The 13,615-nt window shown below is 38.2% G+C and carries 10 protein-coding genes; 9 read left to right on the plus strand and 1 reads right to left on the minus strand.

Annotation, left to right across the window (positions count from 1 at the left end):
• A partial coding sequence (locus tag H1P_RS07650; RefSeq protein ID WP_144865736.1) for a filamentous hemagglutinin N-terminal domain-containing protein occupies positions 1 to 964 on the minus strand: 964 nt, incomplete at its 3' end.
• Between the two features lie 669 nt (positions 965 to 1,633).
• On the opposite strand from H1P_RS07650, the gene H1P_RS07655 reads away from it, so the two are divergent.
• The 9 genes from H1P_RS07655 to H1P_RS07695 all read left to right on the plus strand — a co-directional run bounded on the left by H1P_RS07655 (position 1,634) and on the right by H1P_RS07695 (position 13,605).
• Positions 1,634 to 2,740 (plus strand): glycosyltransferase, encoded by a 1,107-nt coding sequence (locus H1P_RS07655; protein ID WP_144865738.1) that lies wholly within the window; start codon positions 1,634 to 1,636, stop codon positions 2,738 to 2,740.
• Between the two features lie 42 nt (positions 2,741 to 2,782).
• A complete protein-coding gene (locus tag H1P_RS07660; RefSeq protein ID WP_186375881.1) occupies positions 2,783 to 4,978 on the plus strand; it encodes a GumC family protein in 2,196 nt (731 codons plus the stop codon).
• 29 nt (positions 4,979 to 5,007) lie between these two features.
• Complete coding sequence (gene hepC, locus H1P_RS07665) at positions 5,008 to 5,862, plus strand: heterocyst development glycosyltransferase HepC (protein ID WP_144865743.1); 855 nt, start codon at positions 5,008 to 5,010, stop codon at positions 5,860 to 5,862.
• An 86-nt stretch (positions 5,863 to 5,948) separates the two neighbouring features.
• The gene (locus H1P_RS07670; RefSeq protein ID WP_144865745.1) at positions 5,949 to 7,292 is read left to right on the plus strand and encodes a lipopolysaccharide biosynthesis protein; all 1,344 of its coding nucleotides are present in this window, start codon (positions 5,949 to 5,951) and stop codon (positions 7,290 to 7,292) included.
• A gap of 102 nt (positions 7,293 to 7,394) precedes the next feature.
• Entirely contained in the window at positions 7,395 to 8,555 is a 1,161-nt protein-coding gene (locus H1P_RS07675; RefSeq protein ID WP_144865747.1) for a glycosyltransferase family 4 protein, read from the plus strand.
• Between the two features lie 119 nt (positions 8,556 to 8,674).
• The gene (locus tag H1P_RS07680; protein WP_144865750.1) at positions 8,675 to 10,153 is read left to right on the plus strand and encodes an O-antigen ligase family protein; all 1,479 of its coding nucleotides are present in this window, start codon (positions 8,675 to 8,677) and stop codon (positions 10,151 to 10,153) included.
• Positions 10,154 to 10,310: 157 nt separating this feature from the next.
• A complete protein-coding gene (locus H1P_RS07685) occupies positions 10,311 to 11,315 on the plus strand; it encodes a sulfotransferase family protein (protein ID WP_144865752.1) in 1,005 nt (334 codons plus the stop codon).
• 191 nt (positions 11,316 to 11,506) lie between these two features.
• Positions 11,507 to 12,673 (plus strand): glycosyltransferase, encoded by a 1,167-nt coding sequence (locus tag H1P_RS07690; RefSeq protein WP_144865754.1) that lies wholly within the window; start codon positions 11,507 to 11,509, stop codon positions 12,671 to 12,673.
• Between the two features lie 107 nt (positions 12,674 to 12,780).
• Complete coding sequence (locus H1P_RS07695; protein WP_144865756.1) at positions 12,781 to 13,605, plus strand: glycosyltransferase family A protein; 825 nt, start codon at positions 12,781 to 12,783, stop codon at positions 13,603 to 13,605.
• Positions 13,606 to 13,615: the final 10 nt, after the last annotated feature.

Consider the following 13,615-nt stretch of genomic DNA (forward strand, 5'->3'; position numbering starts at 1 on the left):
GGCTCGTCAATTCTATATTGTCACTGGCAACGAGAGATATTTGACCTCCACTCTCCGTACCTAAAGTAATATTTAAGATATCAGAGCCATTTTGCAACCGAATATTTTTTCCTTGGAGTCGAATGTTACCTGCGCCATTACCAATAGCTTCAATTCTAGCCTCATCAGTTAAATTGATATCCTGAAAGCTGCTCGTTTCTTGGTAATCTAACTTCCAGCCCTGTGGAGTAGGTTCAATGGAGACAAAACTATTTTCGGCAACGCTACCTAATTCGATATTACCTTGGGGTGCAGAAATTCTGCCTCCTGTTATCTTAAGCTCTCCTCCGACAAAAGCGATCGTTTCTTGAGTCGGTACTTGCAATCCTCTGGGACTTTCTGAAAGAGGATCGGGGGCGATAGATTGATTAATTATGGGTTCTGCCGTTTCCCCAAACTGTAATCCTAAAGGAATATTAATCGTTAATAGAGGTGGAGTTTCTGGATTAGTAGCACTGTAGGCAAAACCATTATTAAAGATATAACTGTCTGCTGTGGTAGCTAAAAATGAGCCATTAACATCTAAAGTGGCATTTGAGCCAAAGACAATCCCGTTAGGATTGAGCAACCATAAATTAGCTGCACCATCTACTCCCAAAGTACCGAAGAGCTCTGAGATATTATTTCCCGTCACGCGAGTGATAATATTGGTAATGCTTTCTGGATTAGCAAAATAAACCCGATCGCCATTATTAATGCTCAGTTCGATAAAACTATGGAATAAATTGCGATCGCGAATTGCGCCACCTTCAATCAGATCGGCTAAAGCCTCTTTAACCATCACATCATTAGTCACAAGAGAGCTTTCATCGTTCAAACTGCGATCGGGAACTACTTGAGCCTGAGTCAAAGATGAAGAGGAAAAACCGAGTATACCACTTGAAAATAAGAATAATAATAGCTGCCCAAATTTAGTCTGCCACATCCGTAATCTATTTGCACCTCGATCGTTCGATAATTTAGATTACCCAAATCGATTATCAAAAGTTAAAATTATACTTCAGTAAAATCACTGAAACTAAAAAATCAAGAGCTGCATATTTTCCCCAAGCTCATCCTATAAAAAGACTGTCATAGTTTACTCAAAAGGATTGTTCAATACAAGTGTTCAAGGGATTATTTGGCTTAATGGCGATCTCAGCTTCGCTGAGGTGCTGCGCGATCGCCAATTCAGAAAACAATTATTTTTATCGAAATACTGATTTCCTGTTTCTTTCTAATCATTTGCTCTTAAACCCAGCAGACATCAGTGATAATGACTATGCTGTAGTAACAAAGAGTTACTAGAAATTACAAAAAGTTACCATAATCTTACCTTATAGTTACTAGGGATCAAACTCATTCAGGGTAATATTAGTTAGTTCAAAGTAAGATTACTTAGATAAATATTACTTTGAACCAGAAAAGTAAATATAAAACACATAAAATGAACGCTTAGATTGAACTGTTAGATCTACTTAATATTTTTCTTAACTAATTTAAGTCTAGGAAAAACACTTAAAAGCACTTTTAATACCAAGCAGCAATGAGATACATCCTACAATTTGTCAGAACTACTCTTTTATAAATAACTGCTCAAGAGGTTAATCAAGTTATGAAGATAGCTTTAGTTCACGATTATTTGACACAAAGAGGTGGGGCAGAAAGAGTATTTGAAATGCTCTGTTCCTACTTTCCTCAAGGTGATATTTATACATCTGTTCATCATGAGGAAAAAACAGTAGAAATTGAAGGTAGAGAAGTACACACAACCTTTCTGCAAGATATCCCAGGATCGACTAGCCATTTTCGCTTGTTTGTTCCTTTGTATTATCCAGCATTCCGCTCCTTAGACCTTCAAGAGTACGACTTAATTATTAGTAGTACCTCCAGTTTTGCCAAAGGAGTACGCAAAAAGCCAGGAGCAATGCATATCTGCTTTTGCCATAATGTAACTCGTTTTCTATGGGATACTAAAATCTATCTTCAAGAAAACAATAGCTATCAATCATTTTCTCCTCTAATCAATCAAGTCTTTAATCCGATTCGGAAAGTTGACTTAGAATGCGCTCAAGAGCCAGATCTTTACATCGCTAATTCTTCTACTGTCGCTAAAAGAATCAAAAAATACTATAAAAGAAACGCTCTTACAGTTAACTATCCTATAGATACCAGTAAATTTATTTTTTCTGATGCCAAAGAAGAATATTATTTGATATCTTCTCGCATGATTAGTTACAAACGACTCGATATAGTTATTGAGGCATTTAACTGGCTTGGCTTACCTCTAATCATCATTGGTGATGGTCCAGAAAGAGCGCGATTAGAATCTTTAGCTTTAGATAATATCAAGTTTCTTGGTTATGTCGAGGATGAATTACGCGCTAATTTAATGGCAAAAGCAAAAGGTGTAATTGTCATGGCTTTAGAAGATTATGGCTTAGTACCTATTGAAGCCAACGCTAGTGGAACTCCCGTAATTGCCTATGGTGCAGGGGGTGTTTTAGATACTCAGATTGACGGTGTCACAGGGATTTTATTTTCACCTCAAACTCCAGAAGCACTTCATAATGCTTTATTTAGAGCAGACCGAACTGACTGGGATTATCAACAAATCAGAAATCATGCGGTTGACAATTTCTCTGAGTCAGTATTTTTTAGTAAGATTAAACAAATTATTGGGGAATTTTGCGGTAACTCCGCATTAGAGGTTTTTAGTTAATAATTTAGCCCCAAAAAAATGGAGCAAAGGATTGAAAATTATATGAATCAAAATGTTTACGATCTAGATAATTCTACAGAATTAGGCTACGGCGAAATATTTTCTATTTTTTGGCGACGTCGCTCTTATTTTATTGGAATTTGTGGTGGAGTCTTAGCCTGTATGATTCCTTTGGTTTTGACTCAAAAACCTGTTTACAGAAGCTCAATGCAAATGCTAGTAGAGCCGAACTACGAGGATAAAGATAATAGAGGTGATTTCGATCCGATTGAATCCAGTATCGAGATTGACTATGCCACTCAATTAAATTTAATGCGTAGTTCACAATTGTTAGGTAGAGCAGTCGTCAAATTACGACCTTCTTATCCCGATATTACTACTGAAGAAATTCAGAACTATCTAGTAGTTTCTCAAGTAAGAGAACAAGAAGATAAGAAGGAAGTAGGAACTAAAATTTTCCAAGCAGTCTACAAGGATGAAGATGCCGAAAAAACCCAGCGAGTTCTAGAGGCAATTCAAGAGGTTTATTTAGAATACAACTTAGAACAACAAGATAAAAGACTTCGAGAAGGTTTAAGCTTTATTAATCAGGAAATACCAGAAGTTCGGCAAAAGCTAACCAACGCCGAAAGAAACCTCGAGGTGATGCTGACTAGATATAATTTGATTGCACCACAAACAGAAGCTATTGATATATCTAAATTACTAACTAATACTAGGCAACAAAGAGAAGAGTTGAAAGCTCAGTATAAACAAACTCAAAGTAAATACGAGTCTCTTGAACAGCAATTAGCAACCACAGGAAACGTTGATTCTGTAGATTCAAGATTAAGTTTATCCAGTCGCTATCAAAACTTATTGAATGAGTTACAAAGAATAGATATAGAACTAGAAACACAACGGAGTAGATTCACTGACTCTAACCCTATAGTTCAAGGTTTATTAACAGAACGTCGTCAAAAACAACAGCTACTAGAAAAAGAAGCTGGCAACATTTTGGGGTCAACTAATCTTCAAGTAAGTAGTTCTGATAATCTAGAAAGCCGTGGTCAATTAGATAGTTCTAATTTAGAGCTAGCAGAAGCCTTAGCTTCCACTAGAAATGAATTGATTGGGCTGGAATCGAGAGAAAGAAGTCTAGCACTTACAGAACAGAAACTCAAAGAAAAACTCAATCAATTTCCCGATTTAATCGCTCAATACAATAGCTTAGAGCAAGAAGTTGCAGTTCACCAAGCCACTCTCAAAAAACTACTAGAATCCAGACAAGAAATTGGTATTGTCATTAACCGTGGCGGTTTTAGTTGGGAGATTATTGAGCCACCACAACAGGGGTTACAAATAAGTCCCAATATAACTCAAGATTTGGTACTGGGCGGAATTGTCTCTGTGTTTTTAGGTGCAGTTTCCGTAGTTATTATGGAAGCTTCTGATAATAAAATACGCGTTTCTAGGCAGTTACAAGAGAAGGTTAACTTCCCATTACTGGGTACAACTCCAGGGTTATCTAAGATCAAAGATAGTCAGTTTTCAGTCCGCTTACCGTTTTTCTCTGGTAACGATCAAGAGACTATTCCTCTTCAAGTTATTGAGTGGCTACCCTTCCGTGAATCTCTCGATTTGGTTTATGAGAATATTCAATTAATGTCTCAGAACTCTCTGATTAATTCTATAGCAATTACTAGCTCGATCGCAGGAGAAGGAAAATCAACAATTACTCTGGGTTTAGCTTTGAGTGCTGCTCGTCGGCGCAAAAAAGTCTTGGTGATTGATGGGGACTTACGTTGTCCTACTTTACACGAAAAACTCGATATTTCTAATGGTGTGGGGCTTTCTGACTTACTTGATGGCGTAACCAGTGTTCCCACTGTTCAAGAAATTTCTCGTGCGGGTTCCACAATCAGTGTTTTAACTTCTGGCTCTGCTACGAGCGACCCTGTAAAATTACTTAGTTCGGGTAGATTGCAAAATTTGATCGCGCATTTTGAGAAGACTTACGACCTAGTATTAATTGATACTCCTCCTGCAATTGGCATGGTAGATGCGATTAAAATTGCTTCTTCTTGTAGTGGAACAGTGGTGGTAGCTCGTTTAGAGAAAGCTAATTTCGCCGAGCTAATGGAAACCTATGGCTTACTCGGAAGGATTAATGTGCTGGGAATGGTAGCCAATGACTCCAGAGAGGTACAGCAAAGATATGCGAAGAATAAACGTTATTTGCCTTCTGCTGAGGTGTAACAACAATATTAAGAGGAAACGAAACAACTATGAGCAAAAATAATGTCTGGATCACTGCTTTCAAAACCATCGACTTAAGCTTTGACTCCAGCAAAAATTCTCCTTCTACAAGTCCTCGTCATGTCAGATGGCGTAATAAAATTTTGTGGGTAAGTACTAACGGTGGTATGGGACTTTCAGAGTTGCCAGCCCTCAAGTCACAATGGTGGTTAATTAATTGTTTAAAAAAGTCTCCCATTGATAAGATTTGTCTTACGCCTCAATTAGAAGCAGCAGAAGCAGAGATTTGGGCTAAAGCAGGCAAAAAAGCCCAAAAAAAAGTATTTTTGCGAACATTGCGCGATCGCAAACTGTTTTTACTCCAAAATAGTTGGGCTTGGAATCTCAAAAGAAGTATTGACTTTGTGATGGCTTTATTGATTTTGTGGTTACTGAGTCCTGTGATGTTAGTGATGATTGGCAAACAAAAACTAGCAGGTAAGCCTATCTTTGAAAAACAAAGATGTGTAGGGAAAAAAGGGTTACTGTTTGAAACTTTTCACTTTACTAGAAATCGTAGCGGTCGAAGAGCGTTCAAATTTAGCCTGAACAATTTACCCCAGTTAATTAATGTGTTGCGGGGAGAAATGAGCTTTGTCGGTCGTTACCCTTACTCTTTGGATGAAGCTCTAAGTCTCAACGATCAACAGCGCAAAGTGTTAAATGTGGTTCCTGGGATTGTCGGTTCTCAGTTTCAGCGTTTGCCACAAGCAGATACCCCAGACATCTTTTTACAAGATCGTGAATATTTAACTAATTGGTCTTTGGGCTTAGACCTCAAAACTTTACTCCTCCATTTGCCTTTGGCTTTGTTGGGTAAAAGTCCTTCCCAAAAAACTACTTAGTGGCAGATTTTACTCAGGAAAATCGAGTTTCTGGAGACTAATCTCCGAATTTACTTCCATTTCTAATTTAGGAATCAATTAAATAAATGTTCCAGAATGTCGGTAAAAAAGTTAATTGGCTGATTCAAGGAAAAGGAAGTGTTGCAGCCACCGCTCAAACCATGATTACTATGGTAGGTATTTTAGCCATTAACGTAATCACAGGAATGATTACAGCAAGGACTTTGGGGCCAGAAGGTAGAGGGGAGCAAGCAGCCTTGATTTTGTGGCCAGAATTTATGGCAAATGTGATTACTTTGGGTATTCCTTCTGCTTTAGTTTATAATTTGCGACGCTATCCCGAAGAAAGAAGCAATTTCTTTTCGGCTGCGGTTATTTTATGTACTGTATTGGGTATTGGCTCGGCTATTGTAGGGATTGTTTTTTTACCCCAATGGTTATCTCAGTATCCCACAGAGACAATTCGGATGGCTCAGGTGTTGATGCCGATTGTCCCGATTTTTTTACTCGCTCAATTATTTGCAGTGGCTTTAGATGCTTCTTCGCAGTTTGCGATTTCTAATTTAGGTCGCTACATGATGCCTGTAGGAACTCTAATACTGCTCGGTGGTTTGGCAATCTCTAATAAAATTACTCCTTATACTGCTGCTTTGGCATACATTTTGCCTGGCATTGTGGTTTTTGCTTCCCGCGTAGCTTACCTGAAAAAAATCTTTAAGTTTAAATGGTCTGGGTTACGGAAAACTTACCGCAGGTTGATGAGTTATGGGGTGCGCTCTTATGGTGTGGAGTTAGTAAAAACTCTATCAGGGCAATTGAGTCAGGTGGTGATTATCGGTCTTTTAAGTAGTACTAATTTAGGAATTTATGTGGTGGCGTTGAAGCTATCGCGCATGATGAACGTGTTCCAAACTTCTTTTGTGACGGTACTCTTCCCTAAAGTAGCTGGTCGCCCAGTAAAAGAAGTCGTAGCTGTTACAGGGAGAGCAGTTAGAGTTAGTTTGGCTTTGACTTGTTCTGCGGGGCTGGTAATTAGTTTTCTCGCACCGATAGTTTTGAATGCACTGTATGGTCAAGAATTTCTAGCAGCGATCTCTGTTTTTCGGATTTTACTGATTGAAATTATTATTAGTGGTACTGTCTGGGTCTTTTTACAGGCTTTTATGGCTGTGGGTAAACCAGGAGTAGTAACCATTTTGCAAGGTTTGGGGGTTGCTGTAAGTGTTCCTCTGATGTTTTTACTGATTCCTCAATATGGATTGGAAGGTGCGGGTATTGCTCTACTTTGTTCTAGTTCTATTAGATTGATTTTAGTTTATTCAAGCTATGGCTTAGTTTTAAAAGTATCTCCTCCCAGTTTGTTACTCAACAAAAAAGATTTAGATTATGTTTTTCAACAAGTTCGTTCCAAGCAGAAAAAACGGATTTAATTAAATTGTTTAACATAATTACTAATTATAAAAATGTCGATAAGTTATCATGCAGTATATATAAAAGCATAAATCTACAGCCAATTTTTTAACTAAAAAATCATGAAAATTTGTTTAGTAGCAATTAATTTTATTAAACATAATGGCGAAGGCAGAGTAAATTATGAAATCGCCCTAAAAGCTCTTGCCCAAGGTCATAATGTGACCTTAATAGCTCACAAGTTTGCTGAAGAAATCAAGCAACATCCCCATGCTACAGTTATTCAATTAAAATCATCAAAATTACCGACAACTATCCTCAAAAATTTTGATTTTTATCGCCAAACTAATGCTTGGTTAAAAAAGCACGGCAGTAAATTTGATTTTATTCAAGTAAGTGGTGTTAGTGCTTCATTCCCCGCAGATACTTATACCGTTCATTTCTTCCATGATACCTGGCTGAATTCTCCGTTTCATCCTTGGCAATTGAAACGTAATAGTTACGGTTTATATCAATTAATTTACGGTAAATTGTTAGCTAGAAGACAGAAAAAAGCCTATCAACAAGCTAAATTTTTAATTGCAGTTTCCGAAAATTTGCGACAAGAATTAATTGATTATGGGTTTGAGCCAGATAAAGTAAAAGTGATTAACAACGGAGTTGATTGTCAAGAATTTTCTGGACAAAATTCAACCACCAATGAACGTAAGTCTTTAGGATTACCTTCTCAAGTTCCGTTAGCTCTCTTCATTGGAGATGTGAAGTTACCACGTAAAAATTTAGATACGGTACTCCGAGCTTTAACAGACGTTCCCCAACTCCATCTGGCGGTGGTAGGTAGATTAAGAGGGAGTAATTACTATCCTCAGCTAGCGGTCGAACTGGGAATTGGCGATCGCGTTCAGTTTCTGGGTTTTCGTCAAGATGTGGCTGCCATTATGCAATCTGCCGACTTTTTTGTCTTACCTTCGCGTTACGACACCTTTGGCATGGTGGTGTTAGAAGCTATGGCAAGTGGCCTACCCGTAGTAATTACGCAAAATATGGGGGTATCTAGTTTAGTAACCCGAGAATCAGGCTTTACCTTACCTGATACAGAAGATATTCCTACTCTAACCGCAGCAATGGCAGAATTGACCCATAACCCCAGTCTCAGAAAACAGATGGGAGCAGCAGGAAAAGCGATCGCTAAAGCTAACAGTTGGCAAGTAATGGCAAACCAATATTTAGAGTTATTGCCTCCCCCAAGCCCTTCCGATCAATCTGTAGTGGAAATTGTTTAACTAATTACCTGGACAAAATATACAAAATATACCAAGTATTCTCTATTTTGTTGCCAAAGACAGCGCGTTCTCTACTCTCTAACTATTAATTTAGTTTTGTCTACCTACCTAATTTAGTAATGACTAGCAGTAACTATACCTCGAAAAAAACTCCTTGGAATTTAGAACCAGCACCAGCGTGGACTGCCATGATTGGCATTATAGTATTAGGTCTAATTGGTGCAGTCCCAGGTTTAGGCAGAGTGGTTACTCTATTCTTTCCTGTAGCATCTTTGGTAGTGGGGTTTTTCTTATACAGTCGTTATCCAATTCTTTATCTAGGTTATACCTGGTGGCTTTGGTTTTTAACTCCTTTTGTGCGTAGATTGGCTGATTTTGGTAGTGGCTACACAGAACCCAGTCCCATACTATTGAGTCCTTTTTTGGTGACTGCTCTTTGCTTTATCACCTTGTTTAAGCAGTTACCGAAGCTCAATAGTCAAGGTAAGTTAGGTACACCTTTTGTTTTAGCTTTCATTGGTTTGTTTTATAGCTTACTGGTAGGTATTATTTATCGAGAACCCACAAAATTAGTAATTGCTACTCTTGAATGGTTTACTCCCGTTATTTTTGGCTTTCATCTCTATGTTAATTGGCGCAGTTATCCCCAAATTCAGCGCAATATTGAACGGGTTTTTCTCTATGGAGTACTAATTGTCGGGTCTTATGGCGTACTGCAATATGTAGCTTTGCCCCAATGGGATCGCATCTGGCTAACCAACGCCCCCATCGATAGTATTTGTAGTGGTGGGGTAGAAGTTCTCAAATGCCGAGTTTATTCGACACTTAATTCTCCAGAACCCTTTGCGGGCTTCATGGCTGCGGGTTTATTACTTTTGCTTTGTAGCACCAGTAGATTGAGTATGCCAGCGCAAATTGCAGGTTATCTATCTTTCTTGCTAGCAATGGTGCGTAGTGGTTGGTTGGGCTGGTTCGCTGGTTTTTTGGCCTTAATTTTCTCTTTGAAAGAAAAGTTTCAAATTCGTTTAATTCTGGTATTTCTGATTATGATAGTTTGCATTGCACCATTAACTCAAATTGAGCAATTCTCAGGGGTTACAGAGCGATTGGGAACCTTTGGCAACCTAGAGAATGATGGTAGTGCTGATGCTAGACAAGAAACCTATGAAGAGGTGTTGGGTGAAGCTTTGACTAACTGGTTTGGTCAAGGAATTGGTGGTAAGCAATACGACAGTACACTATTAGCTTTACTAATGAATTTGGGCTGGATTGGCACTATTTTCTATGGGGGAGGGATGCTGCTATTAATTTTGAATTTGTTTTATCAGTCAGCCAGTAGAAACGATGCTTTTGCCACGGCGATGAGGGGGGTGGTGATGACCGTTGTGGCTCGCTTACCCCTAAATAGTCCTTTAAAAGAAGTTCAAGGAATTATTTTCTGGGGCTTTTTAGGTTTGGGAGTTGCAGCCCATCGTTATTATCAGTATCAAAAAATGCTCTCGTTGCGAGAAGCTAATGGCTATTCTCTAGAAGGTAAGGACGTGTCCACAGAATCGAATTTGGGGGCTTATATTGTCCGTGAAAGAGACAATATGTGAGTAGGCTTGTGCGCTCGTTAGGATAAAAAACTTTCTCGTATAGATAATAAGAGTGGGGGTAGGGCAGGTTTGGGGAAAAAGACAAAATTATCATTATTAAATTTATTTATGCGTATTTAGTTATAGGGTAAAGGCAAATATTTTTGGAGAATCAACAATGTTAAAAAATACTCAAATTAATTCGATTACTGGTTTACTGCAACTTAATGATACTGGAAGTAAAGCTCCTGCTTATTTAGGAAATGCGTTTATTAAAGCAGGCAAAATTGGGCAAGCAATCAGTTATTATGCTCAAGCCTTTAGAGCGATCGCCGATAAGGTGATTTTCCGCACTAAACCAGGTTGGTTAGAAGAACCTTGGGCAGAAAAAGCATATATTGCCAACCACGAACATAAGTTTGTTTATTGTCCGATTCCGAAAGTGGCTTGTTCTAGTTTTAAACGCTTTGCTGTGCAATTGAGCGATCTGAAAAACAAAGATGAGGTGCTTGATTTGCCCCCTAAATTATTTCACGCCTATGTAGATCACAACTTATCCTTTTTTGCCCACTATCTAGATCGTCGTGATGAAGCAATGGCTCTTCTAGATAATCCTGAATATTTTAAGTTTACTATTGTCAGAAATCCTTGGGATAGACTGACTTCTGCCTATATCAATAAATTTGTAAAACCCCTAGATATCGAACAGTCTAGTTCTCCTGGGAAGCAAGTAGTGGAAAAATACTATCAAGATCGTAATTTACCAGTAGATTACATTAAAGGCATTACTTTTAAACAGTTTGTGGAATATTTAGTTGCTCACAAAAACGAAGAAATTGATGGACATTGGCAACCCCAATCGATGTTTATTAATAATAATCAGTTTGACTATGTTGGTCGCATTGAAACCTTAGATACTGACTTTAAAGCGATCGCTGATACAATTGGTGCTAAGACTAATTTAGGTTGGGCAAACCGCAGCAAAAGAGCCAGTCTCACAGACGATCATATACCTCAAAAAGCATCAGGCGATCGTCATTATTCTGACTACACCCCCGCAGAATTACGCCAGCTTTCCCAATATCCTGTTTACACAGAGTTTTATACTCCCGAACTTTTAGAATTAGTCAGACAAAGATATACCGAAGATGTCGAGAATTTTGGTTATCAGTTTGGTGGTTAACTCATCCAGGGAAACACAGAACAAATAGAGAGGAACGAGGAAAATACTCTTTTTTATTTCTTACTTTAGGTGCAGATTCCTGATGAGAAACAAGTCCCGATCCTTCATTCATTCCTCAATCCTCATCCCTTGGTTAACTCCTCCTCACCTTCAAAGTCAAATTTTATTAACTCTATTTACTTGATTAATTGATGAAAAAAGTTCTTTGCCTTGGTACAGCAGGAAAAGGCGGTCAAGATGAACGCAGAATTTATCGTTTATCTAAATGGCTCAACGCGGATGTCTCTTACTATTTTGTAGACCGCTCTATTTCTAAAGTTGAAGCAGCTAAAGATGTGTGGCGAGTACTAAAATCTGAGCCTTGGGATTTGGTGTATCAAGAAGGTACGGGTTTGGCGGGGGGAGTTAATCTGATTTTGGCTTCTCTGTTACGTCAACAACCCTATGTAATCTCTTCTGGCGACCCCATAGCAGGATTTTTTCGCACTACTAAAGGAAATTTAGTAGGCAATATCTTTGAGATTTACGAGCATTTGCTCTATCGCTATAGTGCAGGTTTTATGGGTTGGACTCCCTATTTAACAGGTGTGGCTATGAGAATGGGTGCGCCCAAAGCTGTCACCGTAGAAGGAGCGGTAGCATCTGATATCTTCTATCCCTATAGCCCAGAAAAACGCCGAGCAATTCGTCAAAAATTGGGTATTCCTGAAAATCATTTAGTTTGTGGTGTGGTAGGTAGTTTAATTTGGGTACCGCCCCAATCCTACTGCTATGGTTACGAGCTAGTAGAAATTCTGAAGCGAGTTAAAAGAGATGATATTTCTTTTCTGATTGTGGGAGATGGTGATGGTAAAACCCGCATGGAAGAGGCTGTCCCAAAATCATTACGCTCTCGGATTGTCTTTACGGGACGTTTACCAGAATCGGAAGTAGTTTCGGCAATGAATGCTATGGATATCGGCTTTGTCACCCTGTTTGGCGAAATGGGCAACTATCGCTTAACTACCAAATTACCAGAATATTTAGGTTGTGGTGTCCCCGTAGCAATGAATCCCACTGCTGGTTTTTATGATTATGCAGCTAATGGGGGTTGGGCTTTACCAGAAGGTCATCCTAGCGATCGCTTTTTCTGGGATCGATCTGCTTTATGGCTCGATAATCTTAGTTGGCAAGAAGTTAAGACTAAAAAAGAAGCTGCGGTGGAAGTAGCTGCTAAATACTTTGATTACGAGGTAATTGCGCCCAAATTCCGTGATTTTATGCATCGCTTGTTAGACCCCAAAAGTTTAAATCAAGATAAAGTGATCGCAAAAACTGATGAGCCAGGAGAAACTGAAAGTTCAAAATTACTTTTTTAAGCCTTGCTTACATATCAAGTAAAAAGAATATTTAATCTCTAAAAAAATCTAAATCGGCTTGTTTTTAAATAGTTATTTAGCAAAAAAAAAGTTTATATTTTTCAGTTATGTTTGTCTTTATAGTCCCCATCAAAAGCTCTCAAGTATCTAATTCTTGGAAACAAGTTTGTAAATTATTTGAACGTACTTTGCATTCTATCTGTCAACAAAATATTCAAGATTTTAGAGTAATTTGTGTTTGTCACGAACGTCCTGAAATTGACTTTAACCATCCTGCGGTAAGTTATTTAGAGGTAGATTTTCCCGTTCCTTATTGGAATAAAAAAGTTTTTATCAGAGCGGAAAATCACGATCAATGTGTTGATAAAGGACGCAAAATGTGGCTGGGTTTAGCAGAAGCCCAAAAATATAATCCCGATTACGTTATGTTTGTCGATGCTGATGATTGTATCAGCAACAAAATAGTGGAATTTGTTCAAAGACAAGACCCAAATCATAATGGCTGGTTTTTCGAGCGAGGCTATGAGTACGAAGAAGGTAACAGTCAAATTTATCTGCGCTCCCAAGAATTTAACCAAAAGTGCGGTACAAGCTATATTTTTAAATTCGATTTAGTATTCCCTCAATGGGTTGATTTTGAGGCAATTACGAGAGATTATCAACGTCATCAAATGTTTGGAAAATACTTAGCAGAAAAAGGAACACCTCTCAGTCCTTTACCATTTCCTGGCTCTATTTATATGACAGATAACCAAGAAAATATTTGGTTACAAAAAAGCTTTTTTACGCAAAAAGATCGTCCTTTAAAAGAGCAAATCAAATTTATCGCAGGGGACTTTTATCGTAAATTAAAATCACAGAAATTATCAGAAAAAATCAAGCAAGAGTTTGGTCTTTATAGCTTAAAAGAAAAACAAAAGATAGCAATTTAAGCATCACTAA

It is taken from the genome of Hyella patelloides LEGE 07179 (genome assembly GCF_900659865.1).
GTDB classification, from domain to species: domain Bacteria; phylum Cyanobacteriota; class Cyanobacteriia; order Cyanobacteriales; family Xenococcaceae; genus Hyella; species Hyella patelloides.